The 19,502-nt window shown below is 72.9% G+C and carries 18 protein-coding genes and 1 pseudogene; 15 read left to right on the top strand and 4 right to left on the bottom strand.

The window, feature by feature from the left end; genetic code table 11:
- The first annotated feature begins 1 nt into the window (after position 1).
- The 6 genes from ACOV8S_RS18020 (at position 2) to ACOV8S_RS17995 (ending at position 6,373) form a co-directional block, all read left to right on the top strand.
- Positions 2–625, top strand: a complete 624-nt coding sequence (locus ACOV8S_RS18020; protein WP_448318792.1) for a TlpA family protein disulfide reductase — start codon at positions 2–4, stop codon at positions 623–625.
- A gap of 16 nt (positions 626–641) precedes the next feature.
- Positions 642–1,400, top strand: a complete 759-nt coding sequence (locus tag ACOV8S_RS18015; RefSeq protein WP_448318791.1) for a cytochrome c biogenesis CcdA family protein — start codon at positions 642–644, stop codon at positions 1,398–1,400.
- A gap of 3 nt (positions 1,401–1,403) precedes the next feature.
- Positions 1,404–3,287 (top strand): cytochrome c biogenesis protein ResB, encoded by a 1,884-nt coding sequence (resB, locus tag ACOV8S_RS18010; RefSeq protein WP_448318790.1) that lies wholly within the window; start codon positions 1,404–1,406, stop codon positions 3,285–3,287.
- 65 nt (positions 3,288–3,352) lie between these two features.
- Positions 3,353–4,384 carry a c-type cytochrome biogenesis protein CcsB gene (gene ccsB / locus ACOV8S_RS18005; protein ID WP_448318903.1) on the top strand — a complete coding sequence of 344 codons (1,032 nt, stop codon included), beginning with the start codon at positions 3,353–3,355 and terminating at the stop codon, positions 4,382–4,384.
- 117 nt (positions 4,385–4,501) lie between these two features.
- On the top strand, positions 4,502–5,284 hold the full coding sequence (locus ACOV8S_RS18000; protein ID WP_448318789.1) for a CDP-alcohol phosphatidyltransferase family protein: 783 nt from the start codon (positions 4,502–4,504) through the stop codon (positions 5,282–5,284).
- 111 nt (positions 5,285–5,395) lie between these two features.
- The gene (locus ACOV8S_RS17995; protein ID WP_448318788.1) at positions 5,396–6,373 is read left to right on the top strand and encodes a DMT family transporter; all 978 of its coding nucleotides are present in this window, start codon (positions 5,396–5,398) and stop codon (positions 6,371–6,373) included.
- Here the strand turns inward: ACOV8S_RS17995 and ACOV8S_RS17990 are convergent.
- The 3 genes and pseudogenes from ACOV8S_RS17990 to ACOV8S_RS17980 form a co-directional block, all read right to left on the bottom strand.
- Positions 6,348–7,169: pseudogene (locus ACOV8S_RS17990) on the bottom strand (LysR family transcriptional regulator); the annotation flags it as partial. The gene ACOV8S_RS17995 and the pseudogene ACOV8S_RS17990 overlap by 26 nt on opposite strands.
- A gap of 5 nt (positions 7,170–7,174) precedes the next feature.
- On the bottom strand, positions 7,175–7,579 hold the full coding sequence (locus ACOV8S_RS17985; protein WP_448318787.1) for a PLD nuclease N-terminal domain-containing protein: 405 nt from the start codon (positions 7,577–7,579) through the stop codon (positions 7,175–7,177).
- A 146-nt stretch (positions 7,580–7,725) separates the two neighbouring features.
- A complete protein-coding gene (locus ACOV8S_RS17980) occupies positions 7,726–8,145 on the bottom strand; it encodes a PLD nuclease N-terminal domain-containing protein (RefSeq protein WP_448318786.1) in 420 nt (139 codons plus the stop codon).
- 136 nt (positions 8,146–8,281) lie between these two features.
- Here ACOV8S_RS17980 and ACOV8S_RS17975 point away from each other — a divergent pair, with 136 nt between their 5' ends.
- From ACOV8S_RS17975 to ACOV8S_RS17965, 3 genes are all read left to right on the top strand, one after another.
- On the top strand, positions 8,282–9,745 hold the full coding sequence (locus ACOV8S_RS17975; protein ID WP_351110881.1) for a menaquinone biosynthesis decarboxylase: 1,464 nt from the start codon (positions 8,282–8,284) through the stop codon (positions 9,743–9,745).
- On the top strand, positions 9,729–10,658 hold the full coding sequence (gene mqnP / locus ACOV8S_RS17970; protein ID WP_448318785.1) for a menaquinone biosynthesis prenyltransferase MqnP: 930 nt from the start codon (positions 9,729–9,731) through the stop codon (positions 10,656–10,658). The genes ACOV8S_RS17975 and mqnP overlap by 17 nt, the downstream gene beginning before the upstream one ends.
- 85 nt (positions 10,659–10,743) lie before the next feature.
- On the top strand, positions 10,744–11,193 hold the full coding sequence (locus tag ACOV8S_RS17965; RefSeq protein ID WP_448318784.1) for a hypothetical protein: 450 nt from the start codon (positions 10,744–10,746) through the stop codon (positions 11,191–11,193).
- Here ACOV8S_RS17965 and ACOV8S_RS17960 read toward each other — a convergent pair.
- Positions 11,190–11,804, bottom strand: a complete 615-nt coding sequence (locus ACOV8S_RS17960) for a rhomboid family intramembrane serine protease (protein ID WP_448318783.1) — start codon at positions 11,802–11,804, stop codon at positions 11,190–11,192. The two genes, ACOV8S_RS17965 and ACOV8S_RS17960, sit on opposite strands and share 4 nt — an antisense overlap.
- Before the next feature lie 170 nt (positions 11,805–11,974).
- Here ACOV8S_RS17960 and ACOV8S_RS17955 point away from each other — a divergent pair, with 170 nt between their 5' ends.
- From ACOV8S_RS17955 to ACOV8S_RS17930, 6 genes are all read left to right on the top strand, one after another.
- A complete protein-coding gene (locus ACOV8S_RS17955) occupies positions 11,975–15,403 on the top strand; it encodes a hypothetical protein (RefSeq protein ID WP_448318782.1) in 3,429 nt (1,142 codons plus the stop codon).
- A 79-nt stretch (positions 15,404–15,482) separates the two neighbouring features.
- Complete coding sequence (locus ACOV8S_RS17950; RefSeq protein WP_448318781.1) at positions 15,483–16,175, top strand: UbiX family flavin prenyltransferase; 693 nt, start codon at positions 15,483–15,485, stop codon at positions 16,173–16,175.
- A 111-nt stretch (positions 16,176–16,286) separates the two neighbouring features.
- On the top strand, positions 16,287–16,742 hold the full coding sequence (locus ACOV8S_RS17945; protein ID WP_448318780.1) for an Lrp/AsnC family transcriptional regulator: 456 nt from the start codon (positions 16,287–16,289) through the stop codon (positions 16,740–16,742).
- A 134-nt stretch (positions 16,743–16,876) separates the two neighbouring features.
- Positions 16,877–17,401 carry an N-acetyltransferase family protein gene (locus ACOV8S_RS17940; protein ID WP_448318779.1) on the top strand — a complete coding sequence of 175 codons (525 nt, stop codon included), beginning with the start codon at positions 16,877–16,879 and terminating at the stop codon, positions 17,399–17,401.
- A gap of 113 nt (positions 17,402–17,514) precedes the next feature.
- Positions 17,515–17,775 carry a DUF4229 domain-containing protein gene (locus ACOV8S_RS17935; RefSeq protein WP_448318778.1) on the top strand — a complete coding sequence of 87 codons (261 nt, stop codon included), beginning with the start codon at positions 17,515–17,517 and terminating at the stop codon, positions 17,773–17,775.
- 373 nt (positions 17,776–18,148) lie between these two features.
- Positions 18,149–19,483, top strand: coding sequence for a dicarboxylate/amino acid:cation symporter (locus ACOV8S_RS17930; protein WP_448318777.1), 1,335 nt, complete (start codon positions 18,149–18,151; stop codon positions 19,481–19,483).
- The last annotated feature ends 19 nt before the right edge of the window (positions 19,484–19,502 follow it).

The raw sequence follows: 19,502 nt of genomic DNA, 5'->3' as shown, positions 1-19,502 counted from the left end.
CATGACTGGCCACAAGCCTCGTGCGCACCGCCGCCGCCGCGCCCAGGCCGCGGCGGCCACCGCTGCCGCCGCCGCTCTGCTGCTGTCGGCGTGCGGCTCGGACGGTGACGGCGGCGCCTCCGCCGCAGGCGGCGGAGGGACCAACTTCGTCACCAGCACCAACGGCATCGCCACCGTCGCCAAGGGCGAGCGGCAGGCCGCGCCCCGCCTGAAGGGCGAGACGCTGGACGGCGGGCAGCTGGACACCGGCGAGTACAAGGGCGACGTCGTCGTCCTGAACGTCTGGGGCTCCTGGTGCGCCCCGTGCCGTGCCGAGGCCAAGAACTTCGTGAAGGTCGCCGACGAGACCAAGGACCAGGGCGTCCGGTTCGTCGGCATCAACACCCGCGACACCTCCACCCAGCCCGCCCTCGCCTTCGAGGAGGAGGAGGGCATCGAGTACCCGAGCCTGTACGACCCGACCGGCCGGCTGCTGCTCCGCTTCGAGAAGGGCACGCTCAACCCGCAGGCGATCCCCACCACCCTGGTCATCGACCGGGACGGGAAGATCGCGGCGCGGGCGATGCAGCCGCTGAGCGAGGACAGGCTGCGGGAGATGCTCGACCCGGTGCTGGCGGAGAAGTGACGTGACGCTCCTCGCCGTGGACGTTGCTGCCGTGGACGTGTCGGACACCGTGCTGAACGGGGCCCTGCTGCTGGCCCTGCCGGTCGCGGTGCTCGGCGGTCTCGTCTCGTTCTTCTCGCCCTGCGTGCTGCCGCTGGTGCCCGGCTACCTCTCCTACGTCACCGGGGTCACCGGCACCGACCTGGCGGAGGCCCGCCGCGGCCGGATGGCGGCCGGGGCCTCACTGTTCGTGCTGGGCTTCACCGTGGTGTTCGTCTCCACGGGCGCGCTCTTCGGCTACTTCGGGGCGACGCTGCAGGAGTACAGCGGCGTGCTGTCCAAGGTGCTCGGTGTGCTGATGATCGCGCTGGGCGTCTTCTTCATGGGGCTGATGCCCTGGCTGACCCAGCGGGAGTTCCGCTTCCACCGCAAGCCGGCCGCCGGGCTGGCGGGCGCGCCGCTGCTGGGCGCCCTGTTCGGCATCGGCTGGACGCCGTGCATCGGCCCGACGCTGGCCTCCGTGCTGGCGCTGTCGCAGGAACAGGCCAGCGCCGGGCGCGGGGCGATCCTGACGGTCGCATACTGCCTGGGCCTCGGCATTCCGTTCGTGCTGGCCGCGATCGCCTTCCGCAAGGCGCTGGGCGCCTTCGGCTGGGTCAAGCGGCACTACGTCTGGGTGCTGCGGATCGGCGGCACGATGATGATCGTGACCGGTGTGCTCCTGCTCACCGGCGTCTGGGACCTGCTCGTGCAGCAGCTGCAGACCTGGACCACTGGCTTCACACCGGGGATCTGATCCATGAGCGAGACCACCACCGGGACGACCGGCGAGAAGACCGGCGAAGCCGGCGACACCGAGGCCGGGACCCGGCTGTCCACCGCGCCGGTCGAGTCGACCGCCGTGCCCGGCTCCTTCGGCGGCCGCCGCGCCCCGGGCGCGTGGGGACGGATCACCTGGACCGGCCGTGAGGTCACGGGCTGGGTGCGCTGGTTCTGGCGTCAGCTGACCTCGATGCGGACGGCGCTGCTGCTGCTCCTGCTGCTGTCGCTGGCCGCCGTCCCCGGTTCGCTCATCCCGCAGAACCGCGTCGACCCGATCAAGGTCGAGGAGTTCCGCGAGGCGCACACCACGCTGACGCCGCTCTACGACGCGCTCGGCATGTTCGACGTGTACAGCTCGGTGTGGTTCTCCGCGATCTACATCCTGCTGTTCGTCTCGCTGATCGGCTGCATCGTGCCGCGCACCTGGCAGTTCGTGGGCCAGCTGCGGGGCCGTCCGCCGGGCGCGCCGCGCCGGCTGGACCGGATGCCCGCGTACACGACCTGGCGCACCGCGAAGAGCCCCGAGGAGGTGCGCGGCGCCGCGCTCGGCGTCCTCAAGGGCCGCCGGTTCCGCGCCCACACGACCGGCGACGCGGTGGCCGCGGAGAAGGGCTACCTGCGGGAGCTGGGCAACCTCGCCTTCCACCTGGCGCTGATCGTGATGCTGGTCGCCTTCGGCTGGGGCGAGCTGTTCAAGTCCGAGGGCAACAAGCTGATCGTCGAGGGCGACGGCTTCGCCAACACGCCCGTCCAGTACGACGACTTCCGGGCCGGCAGCCTCTTCTCCTACGACGACCTGGAACCGTTCAGCTTCGACCTGGACGACTTCCGCGCCACCTTCGCCCCCTCCGGCCCCAACCGCGGCACGCCGCGCACCTACGAGGCGACCCTCACCTACCGCGAGGGCGTCGACGGGGCGGAGAAGAAGAAGGTCGTGCAGGTCAACAAGCCGCTCGAGGTCGGCGGCTCCAAGGTCTACCTGACGAGCCACGGTTACGCGCCGGTGGTCACGGTCCGCGACGGCAAGGGGAAGGTGGTCTTCTCCCAGCCGGTGCCGATGCTGCCGATCGACCAGAACATCACCTCGCAGGGCGCGGTCAAGGTGCTGGACGGCTACCGGGACCCGAAGGGCAAGGAGGAGCAGCTCGGCTTCTCCACGGTGTTCGTGCCGACCTTCGCCGGCAAGGGCAGCGGGACGATGTTCTCCCAGTTCCCGGCGCTCGACTTCCCGGTCCTCGCGGTCGCCGGCTTCCACGGCAGCCTGGGCGTGGACTCGGGCATCCCGCAGAACGTGTACCAGCTCGACGACCGGAAGCTGAAGCAGTTCAAGGACGAGAACGGCGACATCCTCCGCAAGATGCTGCTGCCGGGCGAGACCATGGAGCTGCCCGGCGGCGCCGGCTCGATCACCTTCGAGAAGGAGATCAAGGAGTGGGCGAACTTCCAGGTCGTGCGGCAGCCCGCCGGCGGCTGGGCGCTCGGCGGCGCGCTCGTCGCCATCGCCGGTCTCTCCGGCTCCCTGTTCATCCAGCGCCGCCGCGTCTGGGTGCGCGCCACGGCCGGTGAGGACGGGGTGACCGTCGTCGAGATGGCGGGCCTGGGCCGCAGCGAGTCCGCCCGGCTGCCGCAGGAGCTGGGCGAGCTGGTCGGGCTCGTCCACGACCGGGCGCCCACCGCGTCCGACGCCGAACCGGACTCCGGGGCCGGCACCGAACCGGACTTCGCGTCCGACGCCGTGCCGGACTCCGCGTCCGACCCGACGGCCGACCACGCGTCGAAGACCGCACCGCACCTCGGGTCCGACTCCGCGCCGGACCCCGCAGATTCCCCCGAACCTTCCCCTGAAGGGGCTGACAAGTGACGACGCTCGCCGCCACGACCAACGAAAGTCTCGCGCAGATCAGCAACGTGCTGATCTACTCCGCGATGGCCGTCTACACCCTGGCCTTCTTCGCCTACATCGCCGAGTGGACCTTCGGCAGCCGCAGCAAGGTGGCCCGCACGGCCTCCGCGCTCACGGGCGGCGCGGGTGCGCGGAAGAACGCCGCGTCCGCCCCGGCCGTGACGGTGAAGAAGGCCGGCGGAACCGCGGTGCTGGAGCGACCCGAGGTCGTCGTCCGTTCCTCGGACGCCTCCCGGGCCGACGTCCCGGACGGCCCCGGCGCCCACGGCGGTGACGAGCAGGGCGACCTGTACGGCCGGATCGCGGTCTCGCTCAGCGTCCTCGGCTTCCTGCTGTCCTTCGGCGGCGTGCTGACCCGCGCGCTGTCCGTGCAGCGGGCGCCGTGGGGCAACATGTACGAGTTCAACATCACCTTCACCACGGTGGCCGTCGGCGTCTACCTGGCGCTGCTGGCCTTCCGCCGCAACGTCCGCTGGATGGGCCTGCCGCTGGTCACCGTGGTCCTGCTGGACCTGGGCCTGGCCGTCACGGTCCTCTACACCGAGAGCGACCAGCTGGTCCCGGCGCTGCACTCGTACTGGCTGTACATCCACGTCTCCACCGCCATCCTCTGCGGCGCGGTGTTCTACGTGGCGGCGGTCTCCACGGTCCTCTACCTGTTCCGCGACTCCTACGAGGCCAAGCTGGCCGGCGGCGGCAAGCCGGGCCGCTTCGCCACCTCGGTCATGGAGCGGCTGCCCGCGGCCTCCTCGCTGGACAAGTTCGCCTACCGGGTCAACGCGGCGGTCTTCCCGCTGTGGACGTTCACGATCATCGCCGGCGCCATCTGGGCGGGCGACGCCTGGGGCCGCTACTGGGGCTGGGACCCCAAGGAGACCTGGTCGTTCATCACCTGGATCGCCTACGCCTGTTACCTGCACGCCCGGGCCACCGCGGGGTGGAAGGGCCGCAAGGCCGCCTACCTGGCGCTGATCGCCTTCGGGTGCTGGCTGTTCAACTACTACGGCGTCAACATCTTCGTCTCCGGCAAGCACTCCTACGCCGACGTCGGCTGACGCACCGCCCTTGATGTTCCCGGAGCCGCCCCTGTGGAGGGGGCGGCTCCGGGCGTTCGGGCGGCCTGCTCTACCCTGGGCCGTCACTCGGCCCGTCGGTGGAAGGAAAGCGTGAACATGGTGGCTGCTGCCCCGGTCCTGGAGGAGCTTCGGGAGGTCTGCCAGCCGCAGGCCAAGCTGGCCAGCCGCAACGGCGAGCACTGGGCCGGCCGGATGTACATGCGGGCGATCTCCCTGCGGGTGACGCGCCAGCTGGTGCGGACACCGGTCACCCCGGACGCGCTGACCTGGACGATGGTGGTCTGCGGCGTCGCCGCGGGCGCCGCCCTGCTGATCCCCGGGCTCACCGGCGCGATCCTCGCCGCGGTGCTGTTCCAGCTGTTCCTGCTGTTCGACTGCGTCGACGGCGAGGTCGCCCGGTGGAAGGGCCAGAACAGCGCGGCCGGCATCTACGTCGACCGGCTCGGCGCCTACCTCGCCGACGCGGCGCTGCTGGCCGGCGCCGGCTTCCGGGCCGCCGGCTGGGGCGACGGCGGTTCCTTCGACGGCTGGGTCGCGCTCGGCCTGTTCACCGCCATGGGCGTCGTCCTGCTGAAGGCCTCCACCGACCTGGTGGACGTGGCCCGCGCCCGGCGCGGACTGGCGGTGGCCGACGACGAGTCGACGCGGCCGCGCTCCGAGGGCGTGGCGACCCTGCGCAAGCTGGCCGCCGCGTTCAAGATCCACCGGCTGACCAACGGCATCGAGGCGTCCCTCGTGCTCCTGGCCACCGCCGCGGTGGACGCCGCGCTGGGTAACCTGGACGCCACCCGGATCGCCCTGGTGGTCCTCGCGGCGGTCACCTGGGTGATGGTCCCGGCCCACCTGTTCTCGATCCTGTCCTCCTCGCGCCTGCGCTGAGGGCCCTGACGCGGCGCTGACCTGGGGTCATCGGCTCTGCCGATGGCCCCATCGGCATCACGGGGTGGTACGGCGTGGCCCCCGGCGGCAGGCGCGCCGTAGCTTCGGCGCATGACAACAGAGACGAAGGGGATCGCCCAGCTCACCACCGCCATGGTGCTGTCCGGGACGATCGGCGTGTTCGTGGTCGAGTCGGGGGCCTCCTCGCTCAACGTGGTGTTCTTCCGGGTGCTCTTCGGCGCACTGGCCCTCGGCGTCTACGTCGCCGCCCGCGGCTGGATCCGCGGGCACGGGTTCACCCGGCGCAGCCTGGCGCTGACCGTCCTCGCCGGACTGTTCATCGTCGGCAACTGGATCCTGCTGTTCGAGTCGTACGGCAACACCTCCATCTCGGTGGCGTCGGTCGTCTACCACATGCAGCCGTTCTTCGTCGTGGTCTTCGGCGCCCTGCTCTTCCGGGAGCGGCTGACCGCCGCCACCCTCGGCTGGGTGGCCCTCGCCTTCGCCGGCCTGGTCCTGGTCTCGGGCGTCCGGCCGGAGGACCTGACCGGCGGCGACGGCCGCTACCTGCTCGGCATCGGCCAGGCGCTGGGCGCCGCGGTGCTCTACGGACTGGCCACCCTGGTGGTCAAGCGGGTGCGGGGCGTGCGTCCCCACCTGATCGCCCTGGTGCAGGTGGTCGTCGGCATCCCGCTGCTGCTGCCGTTCGCCGACCTGGGCGCGATGGGCGGCGCGGGAGCCGGCACCTGGGGCTGGCTGGTGGCGCTCGGCGTCTTCCACACCGGTGTGATGTACGTCCTGATGTACGCCGCCTACGCCAAGCTGCCCACCGCGAAGATCGCCGTGCTGGCCTTCGTCTACCCGGCCGTCGCGATGCTCACCGACTGGGCGGTGTACGGGCACGTCATGGGGTGGCTGCAGGCGCTGGGTCTGCCGCTCATCGTCCTCGCGAGCCTGAAGGTGACGCTCAGGAAGCCGGCGGCCGCGCCTGCTGCTCGCGCAGCAGTCGCCGGGTCTGCTCCACGAACAGACGCGCCGCGGGAGGCAGTCGCTTCCCGGACCGCCACGCCAGTTGCGAGTGGAGAGTGAACGACGGCCGCCAGTCGAGGCGCTGAAGCGCCTGGGCGGCCAGCGCGTCGGCGACCGTGACCTCGGGGAGCAGGGCGATCCCCAGGCCGGTCGCCGTGGCGCGTTTGGTGGCCTCCACGGTGCCGAACTCCCGGAACGCGACCGGCTCCCCGGCCGCCTCGGTGAGTTCGGCCTCGAACAGGTCGCGGAACGCGCAGCCGGACTCCACGGCGAGCAGGGTGGCCCCGCACAGATCGGCGGTGGACAGGGGCCGGCCGGCGAGCGGGTGACCGGGGACCGCGACCAGGGCCAGTGGCTCCGGCAGCAGGACCACCGTCTCCAGCCCGGCGTGCTCGGTGCGGGCCTCCATCAGGAAGCCCAGGTCGTAGACGCCGCGCCGGAGCGCGTCCCGCGTCTCGTCGCCGATGGTGGTGCGCAGCGACAGCCGCACCTTCGGGTAGCGGTGGTGGAACAGCTCGAAGAGCGGCGGCAGCCGGTAGGACGTCAGCGACTCGATGGTGCCGACGGTCAGCTGCCCGGACGGCTCGTCCGGCTCGACCGCGGCGGCCCGCGCCTCGGCGGCCAGGTCCAGGAGGCGGCGGGCGTACGGCAGCAGCCGCTCCCCGGCCTCGGTGAGCCGGATGCGGCTGCCGAGACGGTCGAAGAGGGCGACGCCCAGATCCTGCTCCAGTGCCCGTACCTGCGCGGTCACCGTGGACTGCGCGTACGCCAGCTCGGCGGCCGCGCGGGTGAAGCTGAGCAGGGCGGCGACCTTCTCGAAGGTCGCCAGCAGCCGCAGGTCGAGCGCCGGGGACATGGGTCTCAGTTCTCCTTGCGGTTCTCGCCGGGCTCCTCGCGACGCAGCTGCTCCTCGCGGCGGCGCAGGTCGGCCTCCCAGTCCTTCAGGAGGGCCTCGTCCCGCTTGTTCTCCTCGGCCAGCCGGGCGAGGAACGCCGGGTCGTCGTCCGGGGCGACGGGGGCCGAGGGGCGGTGGTTGCGGTGCCACTCGGAGGGCGTGGAGCCGCGGTGGGCGGCGGCGCCGTCACGGACCTTGCCGGCCACCAGCCAGGCGATCGGGCCGACCAGCACCTCGCCGAGGAAGAGGATGATCAGCACCCAGACCACCTTGGGCAGGCCGCGCACCTTCTCCTCGGGGGTGTTGAGGCAGTCGATGAAGGCGTAGATCCACAGGGCCAGCACCAACAGGAACGGCAGAATCCGGAGCATGCGCAAGTCCCCCCAGGACGCGACGGGTTGTTCGGACGGTGAGGACGGGCAGACTAGCGGCTGCGCAGGACAGGCCGCCCGGCGGCTCCTGGGGGAGCGCCGGAGGGCGGGCGCCGGCGCCCCGTCGAGGGGGCCGGGGCCGCGCGTCAGCTCTCCGGGGCGTCCTCGTCCCGGCCGCGCCGCTCGTCGCGCGGGTCCTCCCGCTGGTCGCGCTGCTGGGGGTCCTCGTCGTCCTTGCCGCGCCTGCGGGTCTCCTCGCCCAGCGACTTGAGGAAGTCGGGGTTGTCGTCCGGCGCCACGAAGCGCTGCCGGCGCTGTCCTCCGCGAGGGCCGCCCCGCTGCCCGCCGCGCGGACCGAAGGCGCCGTCCTGCGCGCCGCCGTGGCGGACCTTGCCCGCCACCAGCCACGCCACCGGCCCGATCAGCGCCGTGCCGAGCAGCAGGATCAGCATCGCCCAGATCGGCTTCGGCAGGACCCGGACGTCCTCCTCCGGGGTGTTCAGGCAGTCGATGAACGCGTAGATGGTCAGGGCCAGCACCAGGAGCAGCGGCAGGATCCTCAGCATGACGGGCGTACCCCCAGTGGAACGACGGCGGGACGGCGGCGGCCGACCCGTGACGTCACCAGGCTAGCGGCTGCGCGGGTGCTTCGTCCGAGGGGCGGACGCCACCTTCCTGAGGCCCTCGGCGATACTGGGGGGCATGGCTTACGACGATCTTCGCTCCTTCCTGCGGGCCCTGGAGCGCGACGGAGACCTGAAGCGGGTGACGGCCGAGGTCGACCCCCATCTGGAGGTCGGGGAGATCGTCGACCGGGTCCAGAAGTCGGGCGGCCCGGCGCTGCTCTTCGAGAACGTGCGCGGCTCCGCGATGCCGCTCGCGATGAACGTCTTCGGCACCGACCGGCGGCTGCTCAAGGCCCTCGGCCTGAAGTCGTACGAGGAGATCGGCGACATCATCGGCGGGCTGCTCAAGCCCGAACTGCCCCAGGGGTTCATGGGTGTCCGGGAGGCGTTCGGCAAGCTCGGGACCATGACGCACGTGCCGCCGAAGAAGGTGAAGGACGGCCCCGTGCAGGAGGTCGTGCTCACCGGCGACGACGTGGACCTCGACCAGCTCCCCGCGCTCTTCACCTGGCCGCAGGACGGCGGCGCGTTCTTCAACCTGGGCCTGACGCACACCAAGGACCCCGAGTCCGGCGTCCGCAACCTCGGCCTCTACCGCCTGCAGCGCCACGACAGGCGCACCATCGGCATGCACTGGCAGATCCACAAGGACAGCCGCAACCACTACCAGGTGGCGGCCCGCCGCGGCGAGCGGCTGCCGGTCGCCATCGCCTTCGGCTGCCCGCCCTCGGTCACCTATGCGGCGACCGCGCCGCTGCCGGGCGGGATCGACGAGTACCTGTTCGCCGGGTTCGTCGCGGGCCGGCGGATCGAGATGGTCGACTGCAAGACCGTCCCGCTGCAGGTCCCGGCCAACGCCGAGGTCGTGCTGGAGGGCTGGCTGGAGCCGGGCGAGATGCTGCCGGAGGGGCCGTTCGGCGACCACACCGGCTTCTACACGCCGCAGGAGCCGTTCCCCGCGCTGACCATCGACTGCGTCACCATGCGCAAGAAGCCGCTGCTGCAGTCCATCGTGGTCGGCCGTCCGCCGACCGAGGACGGTCCGCTGGGGCGGGCCACCGAGCGGTTCTTCCTGCCGCTGCTCAAGATCATTGTGCCGGACATCGTGGACTACCACCTCCCCGAGGCGGGCGGCTTCCACAACTGCGCGATCATCTCGATCGACAAGAAGTACCCGAAGCACGCGCAGAAGGTGATGCACGCCATCTGGGGCGCGCACATGATGTCGCTGACCAAGCTGATCGTCGTCGTCGACTCCGACTGCGACGTGCACGACCTGCACGAGGTCGCCTGGCGCGCCCTCGGCAACACGGACTACTCGCGCGACCTCACGGTGGTCGAGGGCCCCGTCGACCACCTGGACCACGCCTCCTACCAGCAGTTCTGGGGCGGCAAGGCGGGCATCGACGCGACCGCGAAGTGGCCCGAGGAGGGGTACACGAGGGACGGCGGCTGGCCCGAGATGGTCCTGCCCGACCCGGAGACGGCGGCGAAGGTCGACCGCCGGTGGAAGGAGTACGGCATTGACCGCCGCCGCTGACGCCACGGGCGCCACAGGTCCTGTTCCCGCCGAACACGGGCCGGGGCGGGTGAAGGCCTTCCTCCGCCTGGTGATGATCGAGCACTCGGTCTTCGCGCTGCCCTTCGCCTACATCGCGGCGCTCACCGCGATGTTCACGGTGGACCGCTCCGTGCACTGGGTCGACCTGCTGCTGGTGACGGTCGCCATGGTCGCGATGCGCACCTTCGCGATGGCCGCCAACCGGATCATCGACCGGGAGATCGACGCGCGGAACCCGCGGACCGCGCAGCGGGAGCTGGTCACCGGCGCGGTGTCGGTGCGGACGGCGTGGACCGGTGCGCTGGTCGCGCTCGCCGTCTTCCTGGTCACGGCAGCGCTGCTCAACCCGCTCTGCCTGATCCTGGCGCCGCTCGCGGCGATCCCGATGGTGGTCTACCCGTACGGCAAGCGGTTCACGAACTTCCCGCAGGCCATCCTGGGGCTCGCCCAGGCCATCGGCCCGCTCGGCGGCTGGCTGGCGGTCACCGGCGAGTGGTCCTGGGACGCCGTCGTCCTGGGCGTCGCCGTGGGCGTGTGGATCGGCGGCTTCGACCTGATCTACGCCTGCCAGGACGTGGAGACGGACCGCGAGGTCGGCGTGAAGTCCGTCCCGGCGCGGTTCGGGATCCCCGCGGCGATCTGGGGCGCGCGGGGCTGCCACGTCGTCACCACGGCGCTCTTCGCCTGGTTCGGCCTCCTCACCGGGGCGGGTCTCTTCTTCTGGCTGGGCCTGCTGATCGTGGCGGGCGCGTTCGTCTACGAGCACACCATCGTCCGCCCGCACGACCTGTCCCGCCTCAACCGGGCGTTCTTCAGCGTCAACGGGTTCATCGGCATCGCCCTGTTCGTCTGCGCGCTGCTGGACCTGATGGTGCGCGGCCTGACGGTCTGACGGTCCGAACGCCGGCCCGCGTTCGCGTCCCCGGGAGGCGGCGTGTTCCGGGGCGGCGTGTCCCCGGTCGTGAGGAGGAGCCCGCGTGCACCAGCAGCGCAGGCGGGACCGGCGTCCGGTCCGCCGGACCCCGGCGCGCCCGGCGGAGCCGTCCGCACCGCCCGACCTGACCGGCGTCGGCGTCGTGGTGGTGGGGCTCTTCTCCGCGAAGGAGAGAGAGTTCGCCGCGCTCATGGACGCGGCCGCCGCGGAACTCGAGGCGCGCGGGGTCCGGGTCGTCGGGCGGCTCGTGCAGCGCAGGGGAGTCTCCCGCGGCGGCGCCCGGAAGATGTCCCTGCCCTACTCCTCGCGGACCCTCCTGAGCTCCGGGAAGGCGCGCGAGCTCGCCGCGACCTGCGAGCGGACCGGCGCCGGGGCCGCCGTCCTCGTCACCACGCCGACCGACCGGCAGCGCCACGCGCTGACCGCGCTGCTCGGCCGCCCTGCCGTGGGTCTCGCCGACGTCCTCGCCCACGCGTACCCGGACAGAACCTAGGCCGCCCGGGCGCGGCGGGCCAGGAGGAAGGCGGCCGCGACGCCGGAGAGCAGGCCTATCAGGTGGCCCTGCCAGCTGACCCCCGTCTGCGTGGGGGCCAGGCCCGCAAGTATCGAGCTGCCCCAGACCGCCGTGATCAGCACGGCGACCACCACACCCAGCGGCCGGCGCTCCACGAAACCGGAGACCAGCAGGAAGCCGAACAGGCCGAAGATCACCCCGGAGACCCCCGCCGTGTTCACCCCGGGCGGGGATATGAGCCAGACGCCCACCCCGTCGGCCACCATGATCAGCAGGCACACCGCGAGGAACCGCCGTATCCCGCCGAGCGCGGCCAGGAAGCCGAGGACCAGCAGCGGCAGCGTGTTGGCCGCGACGTGGGCGAAGCCGAAGTGCACGAAGGCGGAGGGGACGACGTCCGCCAGTTCGCCGGGGTCGCGCGGCACCACGCCGAAACGGTCGAGGGCGTTGCCCGAGGCCGCGTCGACGATCTCCAGCACCCACAGCAGGGCGACCCAGCCCAGCATCAGCTTCCCGGCCAGCCGGACCCGCTCCCCGCGCGACACCTCCGCGCCCGGGCCGGCGCCCGTACCGCCACCGATGGCTGCCATGGTCGGATCCCCCGTCTCCCTCTGCCGTTCCGTCGTTCCCGCGACTGCTCCGGCTTCCCTGACCTCACCTCTGTCCACACAACGCTTTGCCCCCCTTGTCCGGTTCCCGGTCCCGCACCCCTGACCGAAACCCGTTCGCCCCGCCGGGCCGGACGGGACAGAATCCGCGCATGCCCGCAACTGCCGACCAGCTGCTCAGCGCGCTGGAACCGCTGCCCTTCCCCGACCGCCTCCGGCTCACCGCGACGACCGCCAGGGACCTCGCCCGGCAGGGGGACGGCGCGCTCGCCCGGCTGCTGGCAGAACTCGACGCCCGGGGCCCGTACGAGCGGCGGCTCGCGGCGCTGGCGGCTCTCGCCGGGCGGGACGTGCCCTTCCTCGCCGCGCGCCTCGCCGACGCGGACCAGGTGGTGGCCCGCCAGGCGCACCGCGGCGCACGCACCCTCCCGGTGCCGGACGAGGCGATCGAGGCCGCCTACCAGGACGCCCCCGACGTCCTGCGCCACCACCTCGCCGCGTTGATCGTCGCCGGCGGCCGGACCGCCCTCGCCGAACGCCTCCTGCCACGGCTGCGCGAGGAGTGGGGCGACCACGAGGCCGCCCGCCTGCTACGGGCCTGCTCCGCCCCCTTCGTGGCGCGCCACCTCCCGTCGCTGGCGCACGCCGTGGACGGCTGGCCGGGGCTGGCCCGCCGTCACCCCGACGCGGTGCTGGACCACCTCGTCGCCGAGCGGGAGAGGGCTCGGCGCGACGCCCGCCGTGGACGCTGGTGGACCGACCACGGTCCCACCGTCACCGCCCTGGCGGCGGCCCGCCCCGAGCGCGTGCTGGAACTGCTGGAGCGGGGCGGCCCGGCGACCGTTCCGGCCGCCCTGCATCCTGCCTTCCCCGCGCTGGTCGCCGCCGACGCGGAGCGGTTCACGCGGTGGCTCCTCGCACCGGAGCGCGAGCCCGAGCGCTGGGAGCCGGCCCTCCCGCAGGGCCTCCTGCGCAAGCTGGTGCGGGTCCGGCCGCCGTCCCTGCCCGCCCTCGCCCGCCGCTGGCTGTGGCGTCCGGCCCACCTCCCGGCGCTCTTCCGGGCACTGCCGCCCTCCGCGCGCGCCGAACTCCTCGACGCGGCGGCGGACGTGGGGAGCGGGTTCCAGCCCGCCGACGACCTGCTGCGGCTGCTGCCGCGGGAGAGACGGCACGCCGAGGTGCGCCTGCAGATCGCCGCGTTCGAGCCGGACGACTACTGGTGGGACCGGCTGGACACCCTCGCCCACGGTCCCTACCGGGAGGCCCGCGAGGAACTGCTCGCCGGGATCCGCAGGCGCGACGCGGACGACCGGGAAGCCGCCTGGCGGCCGCTGGTCACCGGGGCGACCCTCGACGGCGACCCCGGTGCGGTCGCCGAGCTGCTGACCGTCATGGGCGAGCGGCTGCGCAACGACCGGGATCCGGTGCGCCGGTCCGCCCTGGAGACGCTGGCCCAGGTGAGGCCCACCGTGTTCACCGCCGCCCACGCGCCCCTGCTGGAGCGGGTCGCCACCGACGCGCTCGAGGCACGGGACGCCTCCCCGGCCACCCGCGCCGCGGTGGCCCGGCTCGCCACCCAGGTCCTCGCCGCGCACCTCACGGGCGACGGTGACGCCCTGCGTTCCTGGGCGCTGACCACGCTGGAGCGGCTCGTGGGCCGTTCCGGCGTGCCCCAGCTCGGTCCGCTCCACCGCCGGCTCCGCCGCGGTCAGGAGAACGAGGTCCTTCGGACGTTGAGCCCCTGGCTCGACCGGGCCGCCGAACGCGCCGAGTTCCGCCTGCTGCTGAGCCTCGCCGAGGCCTTCGGCCCTCGCGCCCGGCGGATGCCGGATCTCCAGGACCGGCTGGCCGTCGCCCTGGAACGCGGCGACGACGAGACCTTCCGGGCGGCCGTCGGGTTCTGGCTCGCCGACCCGCGAACCCGCGACGAGCGGGTCGCCCGCCTGCTGGAGAGCGAGCCGTCCGCGGCCGTCCTGCCGCCCGTGCTGCGGGTCCTGTCCCGCCGGAACACCGACCTCCTCGACGTCCTGCTCGCCGACCTGCCGCCGCACGGGAGGTTCCTGCCGCGGGACGCACGCCGTCCGCTGCCGGACCTCGCGGTGGGCGGCCGCTGGCTGCCGCGCCAGCAGGTGGCGGCGGCGCGGCTCGCCGAACAGCAGGCGGCCGACCCCGGCCTCCCGCTGGACGAGCGCGCCGCCGTGATCCGTGCCGTCGCGCCGCTCCCCGGCCTCGGCGCCCGTCCGGCGCTGCGGCACGTGGACGACCGCGAGGTGGTGGTCGCGGAGGCGGCGCTGGCCGCGCTGCCCTGGACCGACCGTCCCCAGGAGGCGTTGCCGCTGCTGCTGGATCACGCGGCGACCGACCGGGCCCGGGTCGCGGTGTACGCGGCGGCGCGAGCGGCCCGGTTCGCGCGGCCGTCCGAGCTCGCCCCGGCGCTGGGCGCGATGCTGACGGGCGAGCGTCCGGCGAAGGTGACCTCCCGCAAGGAGGCCGCCCGCCTCGCCGCGGCGTTCCTGCCGCCGCGTCGGGCCGTGGAACTGCTGGCCCGGGCGTTCGAGGCGGAGGACTGCCACCAGGACGTGCGCGCCGCGATCGTGCCCCTGCTGCCCGCGCTCGCGGGTGAGGCGCGGGCCTGGGACCTGCTGGAACCGGCGGCCCGGGACGAGCGGCTCGGGGTGCGGGACGTCCTGTTCGCGCTCCGTCCCCCGGAGTTCGCGCGGGAGTACCGCCTGCCGTTCGCCCGCCTTCTGGGGGAGGCCTACGAGGCGGTCCTGACGACGCCCGGGGCGCTCGTTCCCGGCCCGGCGTCCGGCGCCCTCGCGGCGTGGTCGGGCGAGGACGCCAGGCTGTCCGGCCTGCTGGCGCGGACCGTCGGCGACTTCCGTGCCGACCTCCGCTCCGACTCCTTCCTCCGCCCCTGGTCGACGGCGGCGGACGCGGTGCGGAACCTCGCCGTGTCCGCGCTGCCCCATCCGGTGGGCGGTGCGGCCGAGGGCAGCGTCCTGCACACGACGGTGACCGCCCTGCTGGCCTCGCTGCACACTCCTGAGGGCAGCCGGGAGGCGACGAGGGAGGCCGACCTGCCCGCGCTCCGCCGGCTGCGGGTCCTGCTCGCCGACTCCTCCTTCCTGCCGTGGCGGCCCGACATCGCGGCCGGACTGGCCGGCCTGATCGCCCACGAACCGCTCCTGGCCCACGAACACGCGCAGCTGCTGGCCGCCCGGGTCGACCCGGCGGCCGGGGCGGACGAGACCGTCGCCGCCCTGGGGGAGGTGGCCCGGTCGCTGGAAGGCGCCGGGGTGACGACGGCACGGAGCGTCGCCCAGGGGCTGGGGCAACGCCTGACGCGGCACAGCGCCGGCCCGGACGTGGGTGGGGCCGCGACGACGGCCGAAGCGGCCGGACGGCTGGCCGCGGACGGCGGCACCGTCACGGGGCTCCTCGCCATGGGCCTGACCGCCGGTTTCGGTCCCCGGTACGACTGGCCGGACGAGTGGCGCGAACTGCTGCTCGTCCTGCGCCGTCACCCGGACCCGGACGTGCGGTACCTGGCCCACGAGGCCACGACCGCGCGGCGGTAGCGCGCACGCGGCAGGACGCGGCCCGCCCCGCGGTCCTGCCCGTGCCGGGGCTGTCGGGCCGCGCCGGTAGGCTCGGGGTGTGAACGCAGGGGAAAAGCGGCGGACCCCTTGGATCGTGGGGGTCTCCGGGGCATCCGGCACGCCATACGCGGCGGCGGTGCTGCGCGGGCTGATCGAGGCCGGGGAGAGCGTCGATCTGGTGGTCAGCCGGGCTGCCCGGCTCACCCTGCTCGACGAGACCGGGCTCTCCTTCCGGGACGCCCACTGGCAGGACGACCTGAACCGCTGGCTGGCCATGGGCGCCGACGGAAAGCCCGACACCTTCGACCCCGCCACCTCCGGGGAGGCCGCGGGCGACGTCCGGTACTGGGCGGCCGGCGACCTGGCCGCCGGGCCGTCGTCCGGTTCGTACCCGGCCCGCGGGATGCTGATCGTGCCCGCCTCCACCGCCTGTGTCGCGGGGGTCGCGCTGGGCCTGTCCAAGGACCTGCTGCAGCGTGCCGCGAGCGTGACGCTCAAGGAGCGCCGCCCGCTGGTGGTCTCCGTGCGTGAGACCCCGCTCAACGGGCAGACGCTGCGGCACCTGGTCACGCTGGACGACGCGGGGGCGAACGTCGTCCCCGCCTCCCCGGCCTTCTACGCGGGCGCCACCCACATCCAGGACCTGGTCGACTTCGTCGCCGGCCGGGTGCTCGACGCGGCGGGGGTCCCGCACACCCTGTACCGCAGGTGGAAGGGCGGACTCGGCGAGGCGAGGGCCGCCGAGAGCTGATCACCGCACCTCAACGTCGATCACCCGGACCGCATGACCGCCGCCGCTCATGCCGGTCCGTCCTCGGTCACACACGTCGCAGGAACACCTCACCGGAAGGCAATCGATCGCATGGACGCCGTGGACAGGCAGCTCATCCAGGCTCTCAGGGAGAACGGACGGGCCTCCTACGCGGAACTGGGACGCCTCGTCGGCCTGTCGGGGCCCAGTGTCACCGACCGCATCAACCGGCTGGAGGCGGCCGGGGTCATCACCGGGTACCGGGCCACCGTCGACGCCGCCTCCCTCGGTCTGGGCGTCACCGCGCTGATCGGCATCTCGCTCTCCGACGCCGCCGACCACGAGGAGGTCGCCACGCGGCTGAAGGAGCTCCCGGAGATCGAGGACTGCTGGTTCATCGCGGGCGACGACAGCTACATGCTGAAGGTCCGCGCGGCGGACGTGGACGGCCTGGAGCGCATCATCCGGAGGCTCTCCGGCACCCACGGGGTGTCCCGGACCCGCACCACCATCGTGCTCTCCACCAAGTGGGAGAACCGGGTCGGGGAACTTCCCGAGGAGGGCTGAGGCCCCGCCCGCGCCCCGGCGGCCGGCCCGCGGACGACCGCGCGCCCGCCGCGGGGCAGGCGGGGAGACGGGCCGGGCGTCCAGCCTGTGGAATCGCCTTGAGAGCCGCACGGCGTAAGGGCTAGCTTCGGGCTATGTCCCTTACCTTTACGCTGGATCCGACGGTCACCCCCGCGGTGCGCGACGGCATCCTGGACCTCTGGGTGGACGTGACCAACGCGGGCGGCGCCGTGGGCTTCGTGCCCACGGTGACGCGTGACGACGTCCGTCCCGCGTTGATCAAGCAGCTCGGCCAGGTCGCCGACGGCCAGGCCCGGCTGCTGGTGGGCCGGGACGCCGACGGACGTGTGGAGGCGGTCGCCTTCCTGGCCTTCAACGCGCACCGGCTGATGCAGCACTGGGTGATGGCCTACACCGTCATGGTCCATCCCGGCCGGCAGGGTCAGGGGCACGGGCGGGAGCTGATGGACGCCCTCGCCGACGCCGCCCGCGCCTTGGAGGGGATCGAGGCTGTCAAGCTCACCTGCCGCGGCGGCCTCGGCCTCGAACGCTTCTACGCCTCCTGCGGCTACAAGGAGGTCGGCCGCGTGCCCGGCGCCATCCGCGTCGCCCCGGGCGACGACCGGGACGACGTCACCATGTGGCTCCCGCTCGCCTGACCTCCGCGCCCTCCCGGCCGGCCCTCGGCCCGACCGGCCCCCGCGCAAGATCCCTCCGGCGGCGTGTTTCACTGGACGGCAGTGCTCTCGACGGACGGAAGAGTGGGTTAGAGATGCTCCGCTACACACTGATGCGCCTCGGCATCTTCGTCGGCTGCTTCGCGGTCGTCTGGGGCGGTGTCTACGCCGGTGTGCTGCCGAGCGCCGTCGGCGACTCCAACGGCATCTGGGTCATCCTGCTCGCCCTCGTCGTCTCCGCCCCGATCAGCTTCGTGGTGCTGCGCGGCGTGCGCGACCGCGCCTCCGAGCAGATCATCGAGCGGATGGACCGCGCCAAGGTCAACCTGGAGCTCAACCGGGCCCAGGAGGACTGACCTCCTCCCCGCGCCGGGCGTCGTCGGTGCCCCGTCTCCTCGCCGGAGACGGGGCACTTGTCATTTGTCGGGCGGAAGAGCGTCCCACCTCACAAAGCAAGGCTTTGGGTATCCCAAAGCTCTGCTGTTAACGTATGTGCATGACGTCAGCAGCCGCGCCCCTCACGCCGCAGAGCCTCCGGCTCGTGGCGCGCCTGCACGTGGACCTCTGCCGCCGAACCACCGCGGCGTGTCAGCTCTGACGGAGCCTTTGGCCCGGTCCGGGTCCGACCTCGTTCCACATCTCTCGCGGCGCTGCTGACCGATCCGGGGCGCCGCTCCTCACCGTTTCGATTCCCCGCGCCACCGCGCGTCCCCCCGACGGAGTGTGTCCGTGTCCGAGAACACGCATGCCGTGAGCAGGCCCAGGCGCCGGCTCAAGGTGCCCTTCTGGGTCCAGATCATCGCCGGTCTGGTCCTCGGCGTCCTGCTGGGCTGGCTGGCCCGCAGCCAGGACCTGGCCTGGCTGGTCACCACCCTCGACAAGATCGGCGGAACGTTCGTCCAGCTGCTGAAGCTGGCCGTCGCCCCGCTCGTCTTCTTCGCGATCCTGGTCTCCATCACCAACCTGCGGAAGGTCAACAACGCCGCCCGGCTGGCCTCCCGCACGCTGCTGTGGTTCCTGATCACCTCGCTGATAGCCGTGGTCATCGGCCTCGCCATCGGCCTGATCACCAACCCGGGCGCCGGCACCGGCCTGACCCCGAAGGACGGCGGCAAGCCGGAGAGCCAGGGCAGCTGGATCGACTTCCTGACCGGCATCATCCCGACCGACGTCATCACGCCGTTCACCGAGCTGAACGTGCTGCAGATCGTCTTCATGGCCGCCGTCGCCGGCATCGCCGCCCTCGCCATCGGCGAGAAGGCGCAGCCCGTGCTCGTCTTCAGCGAGTCGGTGCTCGAGCTGCTCCAGAAGGCGCTGTGGTGGGTCATCCTGCTCGCCCCGATCGGCACCGTCGGCCTCATCGGCCGCGCCATCGCCACCTACGGCTGGGACCTGATCGGCAAGTACGCGACCTTCACCGCCGACGTCTACATCGGCTGCGCGCTGGTGATGTTCGGCGTCTACCCGCTGCTGCTCGCCACGGTCGCCAAGGTCAGCCCGGTCCAGTTCTTCAAGGGCGCCTGGCCGGCCATCCAGCTGGCCTTCGTCTCCCGCTCCTCGGTCGGCACCATGCCGCTGACCGTCAAGGTCGTCGAGCGCCTCGGCGTGCCGCGCGAGTACACCTCGTTCGCCGTTCCGTTCGGCGCCACCACCAAGATGGACGGCTGCGCCGCCATCTACCCGGCGCTCGCCGCGATCTTCGTGGCGCAGATCTTCGACATCCAGCTCGGCGTGCAGGAGTACCTGCTGATCGCGTTCGTCGCGGTCGTCGGCTCCGCCGCCACGGCCGGTCTCACCGGCGCCACGGTGATGCTCACGCTGACCCTGTCGACGCTGGGCCTGCCGCTGGAGGGCGTCGGCCTGCTGCTGGCCATCGACCCGATCCTGGACATGATGCGCACCGCCACCAACGTGGCCGGCCAGGCGGTCGTCCCGGTGCTGGTCGCGGCCCGCGAGAACATCCTGGACCGCGACGCCTACCGCGGCGCCTCCGCCTCCCCGCTGGAGGACGACGAGCCCGAGGTGCGCGACCGCGCCCCCGAGCCGGTCGGCGCCACGGCCTGACCCGTCCGCGGAGCCTGCC

Source organism: Streptomyces sp. CO7 (assembly GCF_053474865.1).
Note: the sequence above shows the minus strand (reverse complement) of the source record. Positions and strands in the feature narration are given on the sequence as shown.